At 43.9% G+C, this 20,632-nt stretch carries 10 protein-coding genes; 4 read left to right on the forward strand and 6 right to left on the reverse strand.

The window, feature by feature from the left end; all coding sequences use genetic code 11:
- The first annotated feature begins 25 nt into the window (after positions 1-25).
- The 3 genes from BFP97_RS15090 (at position 26) to BFP97_RS15100 (ending at position 3,068) form a co-directional block, all read left to right on the forward strand.
- Positions 26-997, forward strand: a complete 972-nt coding sequence (locus tag BFP97_RS15090; protein WP_069843223.1) for a FecR domain-containing protein — start codon at positions 26-28, stop codon at positions 995-997.
- Between the two features lie 146 nt (positions 998-1,143).
- A complete protein-coding gene (locus BFP97_RS15095; protein ID WP_069843224.1) occupies positions 1,144-1,785 on the forward strand; it encodes a hypothetical protein in 642 nt (213 codons plus the stop codon).
- A 14-nt stretch (positions 1,786-1,799) separates the two neighbouring features.
- Complete coding sequence (locus tag BFP97_RS15100; protein ID WP_139135324.1) at positions 1,800-3,068, forward strand: hypothetical protein; 1,269 nt, start codon at positions 1,800-1,802, stop codon at positions 3,066-3,068.
- On the opposite strand, the gene BFP97_RS15105 is transcribed toward BFP97_RS15100, so the two are convergent.
- The 6 genes from BFP97_RS15105 to BFP97_RS15130 form a co-directional block, all read right to left on the reverse strand.
- Positions 3,065-3,718, reverse strand: a complete 654-nt coding sequence (locus BFP97_RS15105; protein ID WP_069843226.1) for an HAD family hydrolase — start codon at positions 3,716-3,718, stop codon at positions 3,065-3,067. The two genes, BFP97_RS15100 and BFP97_RS15105, sit on opposite strands and share 4 nt — an antisense overlap.
- A complete protein-coding gene (locus BFP97_RS15110; protein WP_069843227.1) occupies positions 3,718-4,422 on the reverse strand; it encodes a TIGR00730 family Rossman fold protein in 705 nt (234 codons plus the stop codon). The genes BFP97_RS15105 and BFP97_RS15110 overlap by 1 nt, the downstream gene beginning before the upstream one ends.
- A gap of 107 nt (positions 4,423-4,529) precedes the next feature.
- Complete coding sequence (locus tag BFP97_RS15115) at positions 4,530-5,432, reverse strand: TIGR01777 family oxidoreductase (protein ID WP_069843228.1); 903 nt, start codon at positions 5,430-5,432, stop codon at positions 4,530-4,532.
- Positions 5,433-5,538: 106 nt separating this feature from the next.
- The gene (locus BFP97_RS15120) at positions 5,539-8,385 is read right to left on the reverse strand and encodes a TonB-dependent receptor (RefSeq protein ID WP_069843229.1); all 2,847 of its coding nucleotides are present in this window, start codon (positions 8,383-8,385) and stop codon (positions 5,539-5,541) included.
- An 87-nt stretch (positions 8,386-8,472) separates the two neighbouring features.
- A complete protein-coding gene (locus BFP97_RS15125; protein WP_083262594.1) occupies positions 8,473-10,167 on the reverse strand; it encodes a hypothetical protein in 1,695 nt (564 codons plus the stop codon).
- 134 nt (positions 10,168-10,301) lie between these two features.
- Positions 10,302-11,291 carry an AAA family ATPase gene (locus BFP97_RS15130; RefSeq protein WP_069843230.1) on the reverse strand — a complete coding sequence of 330 codons (990 nt, stop codon included), beginning with the start codon at positions 11,289-11,291 and terminating at the stop codon, positions 10,302-10,304.
- Positions 11,292-11,740: 449 nt separating this feature from the next.
- Here BFP97_RS15130 and BFP97_RS20665 point away from each other — a divergent pair, with 449 nt between their 5' ends.
- Positions 11,741-20,629: a PKD domain-containing protein gene (locus BFP97_RS20665; protein WP_069843231.1), complete on the forward strand. Its 8,889-nt coding sequence runs from the start codon at positions 11,741-11,743 to the stop codon at positions 20,627-20,629.
- Positions 20,630-20,632 lie beyond the last annotated feature (3 nt).

Here is a 20,632-nt window from a genome sequence, read left to right on the forward strand (position 1 = left end):
AGGCTCGTCATAATGTTGAAAGTTAATGAAAGAAAAGGCCATCATATCGGATCATTTATTGATCGACTACTTGAAGCAAGAGACTAGTGCCGAGGAGAACAGGCAAGTGGAAGATTGGCTTAATAGCGATCCTGCAAATCAGTTAGAACTGGATAAGATAAGATTGGTTTGGGAAAAGTCAGAAAGCTTAAAGGACTTTGAAGCGATAGATCTAGATAAGAACTGGCGATCCATTCGAGGTAAAATCGGTCAAAATGAGAAAGGCGTAGGCTCTAAGTGGCAAATCTGGAAGTATGCCGCTGCAGTCTTATTGATTGCAGCAATTTCAGTCTTTCTACTCAGGCCAGGAGAGGTCATAATGAGGCAGGCGATGGCCTCAACTGATCCCCTAGAAGTGGTTTTGGCGGATGGTTCAACCGTTTGGCTAAACGAGGGAGCTACGCTAGACTATCCTGAGGAATTTTCTACCTCTACCAGAGAAGTGACACTAAGTGGAGAAGCATATTTTGATATTGCTCACAATCCTGAAAAGCCTTTTAGGGTGATGGCCGATGGCACAACAACTGAAGTGTTGGGAACCACTTTCACGGTGAGCGAGGGAGAGGGTGAATCTCTGGAGCTTGTATTGGCAACGGGTAAGGTGCGCTTTACAAAAGGGAATCAAAGAGTCACACTGACACCAGGACAAATGGTTGTGGTCGATGCGAAAGGTGAGGTGACCAAAAGGGATAATGACAACCCAAACTTTATGTCATGGAAAACCCGCACACTTACTTTTGAGGATGCACCAATGAAAGAAGTGATTGGTGAAATCTCAAGCTTATATAATGTAGTGCTTGAGATTGAAGATAAGGACTTTTTGGACTGTCCACTGACTACTACGTTTGAAAACGAGTCCCTTGATGGTGTGCTCGAGACTATAGCGCTACTTTTTAATATAGAAATAAAACAAAATGGTCAACTCTATCAATTGAGTGGAAAGGGCTGCGAATTTTAGTCATTGCCCTGTAAACAGATAACTCTAAGAAACTGGAAAGTTGGTAATAGCTGCATGTGATTTAATCACTATTGGACAACTATGGCCTTTTAGCAAGTAATTCATATAGAACTCATTTTTAACGGAATATCAAAAAACCAAAAGTCATGAAAAAAACAACAATTACAATTTGCTTACTATTAATAGCAACTCTGGCCTTTTCACAAGAAGATCGAGAGATGAAAACCCTCTTCGGAAACGGAGGAATCTATTCGCACGGGGGTTATGGAGGTATCACCACGAGCTACTCCAGTATTGACAATCGTGATGCGATTTTAATTGGGGGCAGAGGTGCCTGGCTCATTAATCACAGAATAGGAATTGGCCTTGCCGGGACAGGCTTTCTCACGGAAGCACGGACTGACACTCAATTGAATAATCGCTATGAATATATCGGTGGATACGGGGGCTTATTCTTAGAATTTATAGTGAACCCTGAAAGTCCTGTACACCTGAGCTTCCCGATTACGATCGGAGCGGGAGGTATTGCTTATTCACGAGCGCACAACTCGTTTAGAGGAGGTGACTTTGATTTCTTTGAAGAAGACAGTCAGGCCTTCTTTGTAGTTGAACCAGGAATAGAATTGGAATTGAATGTGATCAAATTTATGCGTGTTGCCTTTGGTGTAAGTTATCGTCATACTTCGGATATTGAGCTTAATTATGCCAGTTCAGGTCAGGCGATTGCTCCAAAAGATGCCTTGAGAGGTCTTTCTGGTGGGGTGACGCTTAAGTTTGGTAAGTTTTAGGGACTAAAACCGAAGTGCTCAAGATTAGAATTATACTATCATTTTTGGCTTTCTCCTGTGTTGTGCAAGCACAGGAGAACCAGCCTTTTTTGGATCAAAAGGTGACCTATCGATTGGAGGGTCAAACGATAGTTGATGTACTAAAGACTTTGGAATCAAACCATGAAGGCTTGGTTTTTGTCTACTCATCAAGTGCATTTGATCTGCAGCAGAAAGTATCTGGGGGCTTTAGGCATGTCACCCTAAGGGTGCTGTTAAAAGAAATTTTTAAGGGAGTAAAGGTCGATTTTCAGGAAAAAGGCTCGAAGGTTATCATCAGGCCGAAGAAAAGGGATAAGCCTAAAGGCCAAACAGCTGCGAAAGAGGGTAGTGAGGTTAAAAAAGTGGAGCTGAGGTCAAAACCGAGAGTCAGGCCGGTCCAGGAAAAGAAAGTTGACACGACTACAATTAGAGGTTCGAAAGAGGTTGAACAGCAATCGAAGGTCTTGGTGGCTCAAGAAGAAATTCAAACAGCTAGTAATGAGTCGACTACTTTAGTTTCAAGCCTTGATACTAATATCCATGTGATTAGGAATGAGAAGTATCTCAGTTTTGAGAAGAGGACTTTTTCTTCCCCAAGATTGAATTTTCCCGAGACTGCTATTGACAGTAGTTATCTGGAAAGTAAGAAGCGTAAAAGAACTTTAGCTAAAGAGCAGAAAGCACTCAAACGGCTTCAACGTCAAGAGGAAAGGCAAAATGAAGAAAAGAAGTTCAGGGCCTATGCTACATCTTATACCGGCTTAACGCAAGTTGGAGGTAAGTCAGGTATTCAAATGGGGGGCAGTTTGGTTTGGTTAAAAAACAGAAGATGGGGCTTTGGACTATCTGGCTATGCGGTGCAAAGAGCAGTTGAGAATGACCAGGTTCTTTCGAATGACTACCGTCTTGCAGGAGGTTACGGAGGCTTTTTCGTAGAATATACACCCAGACCATCGGACAAAATTCATCTATCATTTCCAATATTGATTGGTGGAGGTGGAGTTGCCTATATGCAGCAGGTAGACAGAGGTCTGAATCTCGGGAATGCTCTAATCGAAGATTCTCAGGCCTTCGCGGTAATTGAACCTGGTGTGGCAGTGGAAGCTAACCTCCTTAAGTTTATAAGAGTAGGAGCCTCACTCAGTTATCGATACACGACTGACACTACACTGAATTATCAGAGTAATTCGGACCAAATTGCGGCTGGAAGTGCTCTTAACAGCCTTAGTTTTGGCGTGGTGGTGAAGCTAGGAATCTTTTAATACTCAGATAAGTAATGTGTTAAGGCGACATGATCTTGCACTAAAGCATCAACTCCTGCCATTAATAATTGATCGCCATGACCTTGTCTCACATGACTTCCCCCCAAATAGCCGATAGTCTTTAGTCCTGCTGCTTTTGAAGCCACCACACCCGCTACGCTATCCTCAACAACAAGTACCTCGTCCCTTGTCACGGATAGTTTTTCAAGGGCGAGCAAATAGACTCCTGGGTCTGGTTTGCCTTTGGCTACCATTTCAGCAGAGTAAATTCTGCCTTCAAAATGATGTGTGATTTTAAGCTTTTCCAGTGCCAGTTCCACATAGTCTTTAGCACTGTTGGACACCACGGACCTTGCCGTATTCAATGAATCTAACATTTCCCAAACACCATCAATGGGACGCTGATTATCTCGAATTTCGCTATCTAGTTCAGGTACAACTAAGCTTAGGTCTAAGTCGGGGCTTAGGCTCCCTTTTTTTTTCAGGATATTGATGATGTCAGTGAATGTCTTACCCGTGTAATCACGGATAAACTCCTCAATGTCGATGGCTACGTTCTCACTATTGAGCCAATCAGTGACTACTTCAGCAGCCACGATTTCCGTATCTATCAGTACACCATCACAGTCAAAAAGTATGTGTTTGATCATTAGAAGTTCGGTGATAGGAGGTATTTAGAATAGAATTCATCAATCACCTTAACGGCATCGGTTGGAGTATCTACTAAGTTGATTAAATCTAAATCTTGTGGACTGATGTTGCCAAATGAAAGCATGGTGCCTTTTACCCAGTCCAACAACCCTCCCCAGAATTCAGTACCTACTAAAACGATCGGGAAGCGACCGATTTTATTGGTTTGGATTAAGGTGATGGCTTCAAAAAGCTCATCCAAGGTGCCGAAGCCTCCGGGCATTACAATAAAGCCTTGAGAGTACTTGACAAACATGACCTTTCTGACAAAGAAGTAGTCAAATGAGATCAATTTATCTGGATCTATGTAAATGTTGTTACCCTGCTCATGAGGCAACTCGATGTTCAAACCTACGGATTTACCGTCTTCACTTTGTGCTCCCTTGTTACCAGCTTCCATGATACCGGGTCCACCGCCTGTTACGACACCATAACCATGTCTTACCAGTTTAGCAGCAATTTCTTCGGCCATGGTATAATATTCATTGTCTGGCTGAGTTCTGGCAGATCCAAAAATGGAGACACAGGGACCGATTTTTGCCAGTTTTTCAAAACCTTCGACCATTTCCGCCATCACTTTGAAAATTACCCATGAGTCATGGGTTTTGATCTCGTTCCAGTTACGGTCTTTAAAGGCTTGTTTGATTTTATCTTCGTTTGTCATATGTATTCTACTTTGTGCGGACTATTAACGCGGCTTATGCCAATTTAGTCAGTTCGGCTTACCATTAACGATCAAGTAATGTAAAGGTTAAATGAATTCTTGTTCCCTTACTTGGTACTAAGGTCGTCTAGGGCCTTTTCCAATTTAGGAAAGCGAAATTTAAAACCTGCCTCCTCAATCTTTTGGCTACTGATCCTGCTTCCACCTAAAACAATGGAGGCCATTTCCCCTAGCATAAGCTTTAATACAAGGGATGGAACTGGAATTGGTAGAAAGACTTTTCCGAAAGCCTTCGCAGCTTTCTTAGTAAAATCTCTATTCGTTTCTGGCTTTGGCCCTACGGCATTGTAAGCGCCAACATAACTTTCATTTTCAGCAGACTCAATAAACATCTGAGCCAGATCAACAATATGAATCCAGCTCATATATTGCTTCCCTTTTCCTAAGGGAGCGGCAACGGGCGGTTTGAGTAATTCAACAAGAGCACCCCCGTCCTTACTTAGAACAATGCCTATTCTAAGCTGTACCAATCGAATGCCCAATGAACTGATTTTATTGGTGGCGGTTTCCCAGGCATCAGTGACATGCGCCAGGAAATTATGACCTACCGGCATGGTCTCTCTAATCAATTGATTGCCCGTGTCATCGCCATAGAGCCCAATGGCAGAAGCCGCCACGAAGGTTTTAACTTGATGCCCTCCTTTTTGAAGCTCATTGTGTAAGAGCAGGGATGTTTTAATTCGGCTATTGTAGATTTCGTCTTTCCGCTCTGGCGTCCACTTGGCATCAGCGACACCAGCACCTGCCAGATGCATAATGGTATCTACACCTGCTAAGGCACCTTCTTCCAGATAGTCACGCTTATAATCCCATTCAAAAACTTCATAATCAGGATGTTCTTTCTTGGTCCGGCTTAAGACAACAATCTTATGACCTTTGGCCTTGAGCATTGGAATAAGGACGGAACCTACAAGGCCGGTACCCCCGGTAATCAATATCTTCTGAGACATATAGTTAAAAGCAAATTGGTGCCGAATATGTTCTACGAATATAGACTTTTGGGCATAAAAAAAGCCCCTACAGCAATGTAGGGGCTTCGACATTATATCAATTATACTACCTTAAGAAGTTGTAGCTATATTTTAATCTGAAAGATGTTCCAGGATCTCTACGAGTCTCTATCGCATTTGCACTCATAAAAGATTCAAACTCTCTCTCTCTTAAGTCACCCAATAGGTTGTTGACTCTTAAACCAATAACATGTTGACCGTCAACACCAAAGCCTTTTTGAATATTCAGATTTAAACTATTGAACGGAACATCATATGTATCAGGCGTACGGTTAACACCTACAACGGCTAATGTTCTTCCCTGAACATTGTAACTCACGCTGGCTTCCCAGAAGTTTTCAAAGTCAGTATAGTTGAATGAAGCGTTTACAATGTAAGGAGGCTGCCCAACGAAGTCTCTCGTCAAGTTGAAAGTCTCACCAGTTCTTAAACCATTGATTCGACCGATTTGCTCGGCAGCGTTTAAGTTCACTTTAGCATCTGTTACTGTGATGTTAGTGATGAACGTCAAGTTTTCCAGTTTTGGAGTGATGAAGGCAAGGCTCTTTCTCACTTCTAGCTCAAGCCCAGTGATTTCGGCATTACCCACATTTCTAGGAGTAAAGTCATTAGCAGCAGTCTCTGATCTAATTAACTCAATCGGATTAGTGAAGTCCTTAATAAAACCACCGATTGAGATAGTCTCACCTCTTCCAAAGAAGTACTCCCAACGGATATCAAAGTTATCGATAGTAGTTTCTACTAGGTCAATGTTACCGATGAAGGTTCTGCCCGTAAGCACATCCTGTATCTCTGCGGTAGACTTTTCTTTGAACGAAGGCCTTGCGATTGTTCTTGCATAAGAAGCTCTAATGTTAGAATTCTCAACTACGTTGTACACGAAATTGACAGATGGGAAGAACTCAAATGAACTCAACACTTTGTCATCTTCGAAAACTCTTCCTGTAGGATCATTAGGGTTAGCACCTGCTTGGTTTACACCAGTATACCATTGATCATACTGCTCAACTCTTAAGCCAAGGATGGTTTTAAGCTTTGGAGTAAGCGCCAGTTCGCTCATCGCGTATGCACCTAGTGTATTAATGCGACCTTCGTAAGCATTTGAAAGGTTGAAGTTGTTTTGTACATAAACTCCTGTTCCTCTGTCTGGCGTCCAAATGTTCTCCTCAGCAAACAATCTGTCTGGGTTAGAGTCAAGGTTCAATAGGTCTTGGTTTCCTCTGATAGAGGCAACGAAGTTCTGGATTTCGTAATCTCTTGTTTTGTAAATATTGCTAACACCAACTTTGAATTTTGATTCTCTACCCTTGAAAGCAAAATTCTGCGTGTAATCTACTTTAGCCACATAGTTCTGCTCAGTAAGTAGCCTCCAAATTCTATTTGGCTCGCCACCTTCTTGTGGGTTGATCGCGATAGAACCATCATCGATTGTGAATGGAGTAATTCTGATGTCTTTATCATTGATGGTAGAGAAAGTAGGAGAAACTTTCCACTCTAGCTTGGCATCGCTTTGATTAAAGTAGTGCTCTCCAGCTAACAAGAAGTTGGTAAGGAAACGCTCGGTGTACTCCAAGTTGTCCACTATCGCTGTGTTGAAGTTGTTGTTCGAACGTACTCTGGTTCTATTTGCCGCACGCTGCGTACCATTCTGGATATGCATGGCTTGGAATCGGTACTTGTTTTTATCAGTCTTTAAAGAAAGACCCGCTAAACCACTCAATTGAACATCTTGAATACCTAAGCCTCCTTCGAATCGAGTATCTGAGATAAGGCCGAAGTCATCTCTTTGACTTGGCTTTACTTCCGCAGCATCAATGGCATTTTCATAAAAGGTAGAAGAGTTGTTGTAATTGAGGGCTGCGATGTAGCCCAATTTTCTTCCTTTCCAATCAAGCTGATCTCCAGTAGAGAATCCGAAACTAATATTGGCAAAGTTTGACTGCTCAGCAGCGGCCATTGTTGGATCAAAAGACCTTGTGATGTCTTCTGTTTGTGGGTCACGAAGGATTGGAGAAGGGATGTCACCGTTTCTTCCGTCAAATGGCAAACCTCTTGTGCCATCATCAAAACCTAGAAAGTCAGTACCGCCTCCAGCATATCCTAAGAAGTCATTTCTAAAGTGCATGTTTGGGTTATACTCTAGGCTAAAAGAGAGGTTCATGGTTTTCTCATCTGGAAAATCCTTGGTCTCGATATTGACAGTTCCTCCCACAAAGTCAGCGCTTAGGTCGGGGGTAAAGTTTTTATAGACAACGATATTGTCAATTAGTGATGTAGGGAAGATGTCGATTTGGATGGCGTTTCTATCTGGATCTAATCCAGGAACTTCCATTCCATTCAGGATGGTCTTTGTGTAACGATCTCCTAGACCTCTTACAAATACGTATTGTCCACCTTGGATAGACACCCCAGGTACTCTTTTAATCGCTCCGGCAACATCACTGTCACCAGATCTTTTGATTTGTTGTGATGAAATACCATCAATTAAATTTGCCGACTTTCGCTTTGCCTGTAATAACGCGATGTCTGTAGTACGTATAGCCTCAGCTGTTACTACAATCTCATCTAGCTCTGAAACGGCTTCTTCCATCCAGATGGCTTCGATAAGCGTGACTTCTCCGGCTTTTACCACCACGTCACTAATTGTTACGGTAGTAAATCCGATGAATTTGGCTTGAAGTGTATAGGTGCCTGGCGTTAGTTCAACTTCGAACTTTCCATCAAAGTCAGTAACTGTACCAGAAGACACTTCTGGAATGAAGATTTGTACACTGTACATACCCTCCCCATTAGAGCGTTCATAAGCGGTGCCTCTTATCTTCCCTTTTTGGGCAAACGCACTTTGACCGAAGGCAATCAAAGATAAGAGTAAAACAAATTTTAGATTTTTCATTATAAATCAGTGTTAGTATTTCTTACTAAATAAAATTGCCCGTGAGCAGAGCTCACGAGCAAAGTTCTTGCGATATGGTCTTTCTTATTAGAAATTGGCCAATAGTCCTAAAGCTGAAGTGTATGACCAGCCTAATACTGATACATCTGCACCAACAGACTTGTTAGCGGTGGTAACAATACTGTTAGCACCAGGAAATTTTACGTCTTCATTGTTGGTTACTTGGGCTGCTCTGTCAGCAACAGAGGCAATTGAAGCATCCAACTTGTCATTTAAAATTTTTGTGATATCTGTGAATGAAGTAGCTCCATCTCTATCCAAACCATTGAATTGTAAGCCAGAGAAAGCAACAATGTCATTCGCGTAATTATCAGAAATCGTAGGGTTGTCAGATAGCTTTTTTGAAGCATCGTTAGGATCAGTAGATCCATCAGCATCAAGCTCTAGATCAACACCTGCTTTGAAACCAAAGAAGTAGATGTCTTTTAGATCGTACTGAGCACCGTCTCTAAGGTCAGCGAAGTCAGAAGCGCTTCTACCCCATATAGAGCCATTAGTGAATTTTCCAATTTCAGGCTCTCCTGCATCGTTTCCTTCAGGGCCATCTAATTCAAATGGGTGATCAGAATCGAAACCAGCAGAAGTAGAAGCACCGATGTAAACGATATTATCTGCAGTACCAGACCATCCTTGATCAGCATCGAAACCATCATCGTCAGGGTTCAATACAATGAAGTTTGAAATGTTAACTGTTCCACCGAAGATTTCAACACCATCATCAGCAGAGTTGATAGATTCAACATGGCTGATTACAGTTCCAGAACCTACACCACCAAGGGTTAAGCCTTGAAGCTCATTACCTGGGCCTAATTGCTGGCCAGTGTATCTAATAGAGCAGTAGGTGAAAGAACCAGAGTTGTCTGCCGGATCGCTACCACCGTAGATACCAGCCGTTACCGAAGAAGGGATACCTTCAATTTGAACTTCGTTTGCCTGAGCAACGATTGGGGCGTTTCCAAGAATAATTACACCACCCCAAAGACCTAAGTCATTTTCAATATCAAGTGTAGAAGCAAATTCACCAACATTAATATTATCTAGATAAGAAGTAAACACGATTGGATCATTGGCTGTACCATTTGCCTGGATATCTGCACCTCTAGCAACAAGAAGTACTGAAGCTAATGCACCTTGCTCGCCTAGTCCTTTAACTATTGTACCTGGCTGAATTGTAAGTGTTACTCCTGGCTCTACAATCACACGACCGTCAATGATCCAGATATGGTCATTCGTAAAAGTAAAGTCTTCGTTGAATGATCCAGAAACTCGTTTTTGATTGAATGCCACATCTTGTCCACCAATGTTTCTAGTTTCATCAGCATCTATAACATTGAAGTTTCTCTGTACTTCGCCAATTTCAATGATAACGGTTGTTGTAGTAGAATTACCTGTTTGATCTGTAACAGTTAAAGTAACGGAACCAGCGCCATCAGACCCGGCAGCGTATGATACTTCTAGGGTACCGCTGACATCTCCAACGGTAGGCTCAGACGCTTTGGTTGCTGTTCCGCCTGTGGCCTCAACAGTGGAGCTAGCGTAGCCTCCAGGAAGAGTTAAGTTGAATGTTATTGCAGTTGATTCATTTTCAGTAACGGTGACCTCATTTGGGCCGCTTACCACCGGAGCCGCAATTTGCGGGTCATCTTCGCCACATGCAGAAACAATCAGTGCGATTGCTGCCGCAAAAAGCAGGCTAAATAGTTGATTAAGAGAACGTTTCATGTTTTGATTAGGTTTTAATTTCTAAACCCAAAACAACATGAAAGCAATTACAAAGCGTTTACGCCTTTGTTAAGAATAGTTGTCATTCTGTTTAACAATGTGTTAGGAAGATTATGCGAATGTTAAGGAGAGCCTTAGTGATTGATTGGAATCTTCTTTAGGAGCTTCTCTATGATCTGTTCGGTGGTAATACCATCAGCCTCAGCTTCATAATTGAGTATAACTCTGTGATTCAGTACATCAGAAGCAATCTCTTTGATGTCCTCTGGTAATACATAGTCACGCTGATTAAAGAAAGCGATTGCCTTAGCTGCAAGGTTTAAGTTAATCGAAGCTCTTGGAGAAGCTCCGAACTGCATATAATAGGCTTCTTCGTCTAGGCCATACTCTTTTGGATGGCGTGTAGCGAAAACCAGTTCAATGATATATTTCTCCAACGATTCAGATATAGTGACTGCATTCACCTCATCTCTGATGGCAAAGATGTCTTCTTTCGTCAGTAGCGTTTCAATTTCCGGACGGAATTTCATGTTAGCCATCCTGCGCATTACTTCTAGCTCATCTTCTTTGGTAGGATAATCTACCTTAACCTTTAACATGAACCTGTCAATCTGTGCTTCCGGCAGGCTATAGGTTCCTTCCTGATCGATTGGGTTCTGAGTAGCCAATACGATGAAAGGTCTGTCAAGCTTGTAACTCGTTTCACCAATGGTCACGGTCTTTTCCTGCATAGCCTCAAGTAAGGCCGATTGCACCTTTGCAGGAGCACGGTTTACCTCATCCGCTAGGATTACATTACCAAAGATTGGGCCTTTTTTCACTTCGAATTCGGCTTTCTTCTGGTTATAAATCATAGTACCCACCAAATCTGCAGGTAAAAGGTCTGGCGTAAACTGGATACGTTGAAAATCTAAATGGAGGACTTCAGCAAGCGTGTTAACTGTCAAAGTCTTTGCGATACCTGGAACACCTTCTAAGAGAATGTGACCGTTAGTAAATAGACCAATCAATAATCGGTTGACCATATACTCCTGGCCTACAACGATTTTACTTACTTCAGAAGCAACTCGATTGATTTTTTCCTGATGTTCTTTTTTTAAGTCGTTTGATACAACCTCTTCCATGATTTTCAATTCTTAAAGCGCGCTAAAATAATCAAATAGATAATATGCTAACCATAATACTTATACGAGCGCCAAAGGTTTTATATGGTTAGTAAACCGCAAATATGAAGCTTAGCCAAATTAAGTCACAATCTGCCTCTGGCATTTAACAAGAATTAACAGCCAAAATTATTTCAAATTTTTTTTCAGAAGAATGCTCGAAAGAATCTAAGCCCCTCCTTGATTTCTACTATTCGCCTGAAATACACGGAATTGTTTTTCACATTTTCATTTTCGAAGGCCGAAAGCAAATATTAGAAAAACACAAAATATAATACGCTGCTAAGCGCCATAATTTTGCACAATTCAAAGGGAGCCTCTTTTGGCCGAAGGCTTGATTATTAGCCCTAAACCCCTCATATTCAGGATGTGGTAACCGAATTACTCACCTAAGCAAAACAACCACAAAAATGCCAGTCACAACCAACAAAAGGTATTACCTTAGAATAATTCTATTGTTGATACTTTTTTCATGTACTGCAAAACTAGGCTTTGCCTCAGAAGATGAGGAGCAAACGGGGCCTGTGATTTCATCTGTAAGCATTAACAGTTGTGTTGGTTCAATTACGATTAGCGTAACCTCGGGTGTGCTCCCCTACACCTATGAATGGAAGGATAATGGAGGTACAGTGTTGCCTTTTACCAGTTTTATTGCCAGTGGCCTAACGGCTGGAAATTATACAGTTGAGGTGACCGATGGTAATGGGGATTCCACAGGCCCAGCAACCTATACGGTGACCAATCCACCAGATTTGGTCGGTACTGTTGTCGTTAATGATGTAACTTGTCGAGGGGACTCAGACGCTCAGATTGTAGTGACTATGGGAAATGGAAACCCCGGCTACGATTGGGAGCTATTCAATGGAAGTATGACTTCGATTGGCACGGGATCTATCGCCTTTCCAAACAATGTGATTACGATTACCGGTCTTGGCATAGGAAATTATACCCTCAGAACGGCTGATCAGGATGGATGTACGGGAGACATTGTATTCACCGTAACACAGCCTGCTAACTTTTTAGGTTATTCCATCGGCTCATCTACTGATGCCACCTGTTTTAATTCGGCTGATGGCTCCATTACAGCGACAGGAACAGGAGGTTGGGGAGCCTATACCTACCAATGGATTAGGCTTTCTGATAATGCGGTGATTGGAACCGCAGCCACCATTACCGGATTGGCGGCAGGAGACTATCGCCTGGATATTATTGATCGGGGTGGTACGGGCTGTACGATCAGCACCCCAACACTAACTATCAATTCACCTCCTGAGATCATTCCAACAGCAAGTATTTCTAATGCACTCTGTAATGGAGATGCCAACGGATCAATAGACTTATCTGTGACTGGGGGAGTTGCTCCCTACTCATATTCTTGGTCGAACGGAGCCACTACTCAGGATATTTCTGGGCTGGCGGCTGGTGCCTATACGGTGACCATAACGGATAATGCGGGTTGTACGGATGTGGAGACTTTCACGGTGACCGAACCAGCCGTTTTGACAATCAATCCTGTGATAACTGATGTGGATTGTTTTGGTGATAACACAGGTCGTATTCAGAGTAATGTTTCTGGAGGAACCGGACCTTATATCTATGCCTGGTCTACCGGCAATACAAGTACAAACCTGAATAACAGGGTGGCGGGGACTTATTCATTGACGGTCACCGATGCCAATGGCTGTGTGGCTACTGCCGTAGGCCTGACTGTATCACAACCAGCAATGGCGCTTTCAAAACTTTCTGATGTTCAAACGGATCCAGCCTGTTTTGGCAATAGTGATGGGTCCATCACGATCACTATGCAAGGTGGAACCGCGCCATATTCTTATTTGTGGTCAAATGGCGATAACACAGCAACTGCGACTGGTCTTAATGCAGGGATTCACTCCGTAACAGTCACTGACGCCAACGGGTGTACCTATATGGAGGCGTTTACATTGACTGATCCTGCGAGAATTGCCGTGGCCCCAGTGCTGACATTGCCCACCTGTAATGGCGGAGCTGATGGGGCAATAACTGTTTCCGCATCGAATGGCACTGGTCCATATACCTATAACTGGAATACCGGAGACTCTGGCCCAACGATTACAGGTCTGGTCGCAGGAACCTATACTGTCACCGTTTCTGATGCTGGAGGTTGTTCAGTGATGGAGAATATTGTCTTAGGTGAGCCAGCGGTTTTAGTAGGCAATGCCACTGTTAATAATATTTCTTGTAATGGATCGGCTGACGGTAGTGTATTCCTTGCAGTAAGCGGAGGAACAGGGCCGTATACTTACAGCTGGAATACGGGTGCTACTACTAACAACATCACAGGGCTTAGTGCTGGAGCATATTCGGTCACGATAACGGATGCTGCAGGATGTGCTATCGTTGAGAATTACAATATCATTGATCCGGCTCCGATCGGAGTCGCTTTCACACAAACCAATATTCTTTGTAAAGGAGCTTCTACTGGCGGTATTGATATCACACCTTCTGGTGGCACCGCACCCTATAGCTATTTGTGGTCAAACGGAGCTACAACTCAGGACTTAACCAATGTAGCGGCAGGAAATTATAGTGTTACCGTCAGAGATGCATCCAGTTGTGCTGTTGTATTAAATGTGACTATTACCGAACCCGCTTTGGTTTTAAACCTGTCAGGAACACAAACGAATGCTACCTGTAATGGCTCGAATAATGGTTCTATCGATGTCACAGTAACCGGAGGTGCAGGGCCCTATAGCTACGCATGGAATACTGGTGCTATTACCGAAGATGTCACAGGTCTGGCACCGGGTAACTACTCTGTTTCGGTTACAGATGCGAATGGTTGTATTAAGTCCATAGGTTTTACCATTACGGAGCCAGCACCTTTAGCTGCAAGCCCATCCAAAACAGATATCACATGTAACGGAGCGAATGATGGTGCAATTAACGTATCCGTTTCCGGAGGAACAGGGCCCTATACCTATGCCTGGGCAGACGATGGTTCCATAACAACGAGCTCACGATCAGGCTTGAATCCCGGAAACTATACAGTCACAGTTACTGACGCCAACGGCTGTATGGATGTAGAAAGTATTACCATTATTGAACCGGCTCAACTAACGTCCTCTGATGTAGTACAAAACGTTAGTTGTTTTGGTGAGAGTACGGGAGCTATAAACCTCTCCATCTCAGGAGGTGTAGCCCCGTACTCATTTTCATGGTCTAATGGTGCTTTGACGGAAGATCTTGTGAATATCCCTGCAGGTAATTATTCCGTGGTGATTACCGATGTTAATGGATGTACCATCAATGATAACTTTACTATCACTCAGCCTTCTAGTGCACTTTCGAAAACAGAAGCTGTCCAACAAATTACCTGTAATGGAGCAGCTGATGGTATTATCAATCTAACTGTCACGGGTGGGTCAGCTCCCTATACATACAACTGGTCAAATGGCAGTACTTCCGAAGACCTAAATAGCCTTCCGGCAGGGTCTTATTCGGTTACCATTACAGACAATAACGGCTGTACCATCAATGATACCTATGTAATAACAGATCCACCCGTGCTTGTTTTGTCTGGTACTAAAACGGATGTCTCCTGCTTTGGAGCCGATGACGGAACCGTTGATATCACCGTTTCTGGTGGTGAAGCGCCTTATACTTTTGCCTGGTCAAACGGTGAAACGACTGAAGATGTGACTAGCCTTGCTCCGGGAAATTACACGGTCAATATTACGGATGCTCGAGGCTGTACAACCAATCAAGCATTTAACATCGTTGAGCCTTCAGCACTGAGCCTAGGCTATGCTGTAAACAATGTGAGTTGCTTTGGATTGGCCAATGGCTCGATTGATATTACCGTCAGCGGAGGTTCCGCGCCTTACAGCTACTCTTGGTCAAATGCGAGTACTTCTGAAGACATTACCGGACTAATTGCAGACGACTATATTATAACCGTCACCGATGTTAATGGCTGTTCATTGATAGAAACCATTACAGTGACTCAACCAGTAGCTGCACTTAGTACGACAGAGGTTGTCACGGATATCAGTTGTTTTGGTGGAAGTGATGGAAGCATTCAACTTACGCCTGCAGGGGGAACCGCACCTTACACCTACAGTTGGAATACAGGCTCTACGAACAAGGATATTTTTGGCCTTTCAGATGGGAGTTATCAAGTGACGATCACGGATGCGAACGGATGTAGTATTGTTGAAAATTATACCATCTCCATGCCGATCGCTCTTCAATCAAGTGGAACACAAGTGAATGTGCTCTGTAATGGAGATAACACAGGAAGCATCGACCTTACGGTTACAGGTGGAACTGGAGCTTACACCTACACTTGGTCCAATGGGTCTACGACTGAAGACCTTAGTAATATTGTGGCAGGCAGTTATACTGTTACGATTGCCGATGCACGAGGCTGCTCAATCAATAGAAGCTTCACTATTACACAGCCTCTGGCGCTCAATGTTGTAGACAATATTGTAGATGTGGCCTGCTTTGGCGATGGCGATGGCAGTATTGACATTTCTGTTTCTGGTGGGATCGCACCTTATACCTATAGCTGGTCCGGTGGGGAAACCACCCAAGACTTGTTCAACCTGACTGGTGGAAGCTATACGCTTACTGTGACAGATGCTAATGGCTGTCAATCGGTAAATACTTATACAGTGAACGAACCAACAGCGGCCTTGGCAGTTTCTGGTCTTGTTACAGACGAAAACTGTTTCGGGGATAGCCAGGGAGCAGTTCAACTGACGGTGACAGGTGGCTCTGCACCTTATAGTTATTCGTGGAATCAAGGGTCAACGACCAAAGATGTTTCTGGTCTGGGGAGAGGAACCTATCAAGTAACAGTAACAGACAACAATGGCTGTGTCATTCAAGAAAACTTTACGATTGGAGGACCGGCAGCCATAACCGCAGCGGCAATCGTAAATGATGTGACCTGTAATGGCAATGGTGATGGTTCCATAGACCTATCTCCTTCAGGAGGAGTAGGTCCTTACACATACCTATGGGCTGATGGTGTGACCACGGAAGATCGAAGTGGTCTAAGTCCAGCCAACTATGGTGTGACCATCACCGATGCAAATGGTTGTTCGACTTTCAGAAACTACGTGATTACTCAACCTACCGCCTTAATCGTCACTGAATCAATTAATGATGTGGCTTGCTTTGGTGATAATAATGGTAGCATTGACATATCCGTTTCGGGAGGAATAGCACCTTACACTTATAGCTGGTCAAGCGGTGAGACTACTCAAGACTTGATCAGCCTTTCTGGTGGGAGCTATACGCTTACAGTCACTGATGCTAACGGCTGTCAATCGGTAAATACTTATACAGTAAATGAGCCGACAGCTGCTTTGGCAGTTGCCGGTATTGTTACGGATGAAAACTGTTTTGGGGATAGCCAGGGAGCAGTTCAGTTGACGGTGACGGGTGGAACAGCGCCTTATAGTTACTCGTGGAATCAAGGATCAACAACCAAAGATGTTTCTGGTCTAGGAAGAGGAACCTATCAAGTCACGGTCACGGATAATAATGGCTGTGTCATTCAAGGAGACTTCACGATTGGGGGACCTGCAGCACTGAGCGCAACGGCCATCGTGAACGATGTGACCTGTAATGGTATTGGCGATGGCTCAATCGATTTATCAATTTCAGGAGGAGTGGGACCTTATACTTTCTTATGGGCAGATGGAGCGACCACCGAAGATCGCACAGGTCTGATTCCAGCAAATTATGGAGTGACGATTACTGACGCCAATGGATGTTCCACCTTTCAAAACTATACCATTACCGAGCCGGCTTCTATCTTAATTGGATATACAGCTAATGATGTCAACTGCTTTGGGGATGGCAATGGAAGTATAGCAGTATCCGTAACGGGTGGAACATTACCCTATACCTACGCATGGAGTTCAGGGCAAACGACAAAAGATCTAACCGGTATTTCGGGAGGGTCATATACGCTCACGGTCACTGACAATAATGGATGTCAAACTTCAGAAACTATAGTAGTGGCAGAGCCATCGGCTCCACTTGCTTCTACGGCTGTAATTACTGATGAAACTTGTTTCGGAGACAATCAGGGTGCGGTGGTATTAAATGTAACCGGGGGAACCGCACCTTACTCTTATTCCTGGAATCAAGGGTCTTCTTCGAAGGATATTTTTGGGCTTTCTCAAGGCACTTATCAGGTGACAATTACCGATAACAATGGATGTTCGATTCAACAAGATTATACTGTTTCGGGTCCTTCAGCTATTAGTTTGTCTGCTGATGTCAGCACAATTAGTTGTAATGGTGCTGGAGATGGGAGTATTGATTTAACAGTTGCCGGAGGTACCGGACCATTCACTTTTGCGTGGAGTAATGGAAGTACCAACGAAGACTTAAATACCCTCACTCCTGGCACCTATGCCGTACTGGTAACGGATGTAGGTGGTTGTACTTATTCCGCCAACTATACCATTACCGAACCGTTACAGCTTTCTACCAACTTTTTGGCACAGAATGTCACTTGCTTTGGTGCCGATGATGGCAGTATTGATGTCACTGTTAGTGGAGGAACCTTGCCTTATACTTACAACTGGGATAATGGGGCCACAACAGAAGATATCTCAGGCCTGGCCGGAGGTAACTACGAGCTGATGGTCACCGATGCAAGAGGGTGCGTACTGACTACCAATATTGCCATAGGCGCACCAAGTGCCCCCCTAGGAGCCACAGCCACTATTACCAATACGCTCTGTAATGGTCAGCCGAATGGTATTGTGGAACTGGCTGTTACAGGTGGCACGGCACCTTTTAACTATTTATGGAGTAACGGTTCAAACCAAAGAGACTTGGTCAATGTATTTGCTGGCAGCTATGCCGTCACCATTACAGATGCTTCTGGTTGTGTGTTTACTGAGACCTATGTCGTTGGTGAGCCAGATGCCCTGGATATTGTTTTTGATGCCACCAGTACCTCCTGTTTTGGGGACTCTGATGGTTCAATCATCGCTACTGCTTCGGGCGGAACCGGACCATATTCTTATGTCTGGTCAAACGGAAGCACAAGCAAAGACCTTGTAAATATTAGTGGCGGAACCTACAACCTGACCATAGTCGATTCAAACAATTGTAGCATTACAAGGTCGGTCGAGGTTGGAGATTCCAGAGACCTTACCGTAGAGATTCAGAAGCAGGATGTCTTATGTAAGGGAGCGTCCACTGGATTCATTCAGCTGGATGTCACGGGAGGTAGTGGTTCGTATACTTATACCTGGAATACCGGTCAAACCACAGATCAACTAGTCGATTTGAATGCCGGTGTTTATGAAGTATTAGTTTCAGACGCAGGAGGGTGTTCGACCACTGCCTCTATTGTTATTGCTGAGCCAGCCGAAGCCCTAACAGTGGCCCTTGCTGATTATGAAGATCTCCTATGTTTTGGCGATCAGTCGGGAGTTATTAGCGCCCTTCCACAAGGTGGAATCGGTCCTTATACCTATTTGTGGAGCAATGGGGAACGCACTAGTCGAATTACAGGCTTAGGAGCAGGAACCTACTCGGTAGCCGTTACGGATGCCAATGGGTGCCTGGTGCAGCAGTCCGTGACAATCGCACAGCCAGCCGCTCCAATTACCATCGCGACAAGTGGAAAACTGAATCTTTCATGCTTAGATGATGGAGACGGCAGTATCAATATTGATGTAACGGGGGGAACTGGACCATATGAATACTTATGGAGTACTGGAGATAGAGGAACCTCAATCGCCAACCTGAGTGCGGGAGATTATACGGTAAGAGTAAAAGATGCCAACGACTGTGTGGTGGAACGTATCTTTACCGTAACAGAGCCAGAACTGCTTAGCCTAGAAGATGCTGTGGTCAATGAAAGCCAGTGTTATGACGATCGTAACGGGTCCATCGAGCTCAACATTAAGGGAGGAACAGGTCCTTATACTTACCAATGGAATACTGGAGCGGTGACTAAAAATCTTATAGGCATAAGCTCGGGCACTTATGATGTACTTGTTACCGATGCTAATGGTTGTCAGGTGCAGGGTACCTATACCTTGGCAGAGCCAGAATTATACCGCATCAGCCCAGAAATATCCCCTATAAGTTGTGTAGGGGCAAATGATGCGTCCATCTCATTAAATATTGAAGGAGGGATAGAACCGATTGCCATTCGTTGGAGCACAGGGGCTAGCACAGAAACACTCACCAATTTAAGCCCTGGGGTTTATAATGTTTTGGTTACCGATAAGAATGGTTGTACGATTCAGAACTCCTTCAATATCTTCGATCCATTACCACTCACTTTGGACGCATATATTGAAGATGCCACCAGGTGTAATGACCCGCAAAGTGGTCGAGTCAATGTAATAGTTTCAGGTGGCCAAGAGCCCTACCAATATCGCTGGACAAACGGAGCTACAGAGTCTTCTTTGATTGACGTACTGCCGGGAACCTATGTGGTGGAAGTCACCGATCGTTTTGGTTGTACCGTTCAGGGTACTTACACCGTTTTGCAGCCTGAACCTTTGCAAGTCGGTTTTAGCACCGAACCATATATTGATTGTGAAAATAGAATTGCCGGGACTTTAGTGAAAGCCAATGTGAAGGGTGGTGTAGGTAATTATAGATACCGATGGTCAAGAGGAGGAGGCACACGCTCAGAATTTCTGGTAACCGATGGCGGCCGAATTTCCATTGAGGTTTCGGATGACCGAGGTTGTTTCCGCACGCGAGCAATAGACATTGATATCCCCGAATTAGGTACTGCTGACTTTGAATATAATGCCGAATCGATCGACCTGACAGGAGAGCTGGCATCTAACGATCCTGTGAGTTTCTTTGACTTGTCCGTAGGAGAAGTGGTCGACTGGAAATGGGAGTTTGGCGATGGCTTCGACTCAGATGAAATTGATCCCATCCACACTTACGATGCTCCGGGCACCTACGAAGTATTGCTGACCGTGACGGATCGAACGGGTTGCCAGACGGTTAAATCCACTACACTGGAAATTACGGAAGGTTATCGCATCATGGTGCCTACTGCATTTACACCTAACAATGATGGAAACAATGACTTCTTCCGGCCGAGAATGCTCGGACTTACCAAAGTCCGCCTCATCATATACAACACTTGGGGAGAAGTAATCTTTAGTACTGACGATGTAGAAACGAAGGGTTGGGATGGTACAGTCAAGGGCAAAAGAGCTGAAAACGGAAATTATGTTTTCAAACTCATTGGTGTCAGTTTCAATGGTCTCAAAGTCGAACGCGAAGGCATCTTCGCTCTAATGAAATAGCGT

The organism is Roseivirga sp. 4D4 (assembly GCF_001747095.1).
Lineage (GTDB): Bacteria > Bacteroidota > Bacteroidia > Cytophagales > Cyclobacteriaceae > Roseivirga.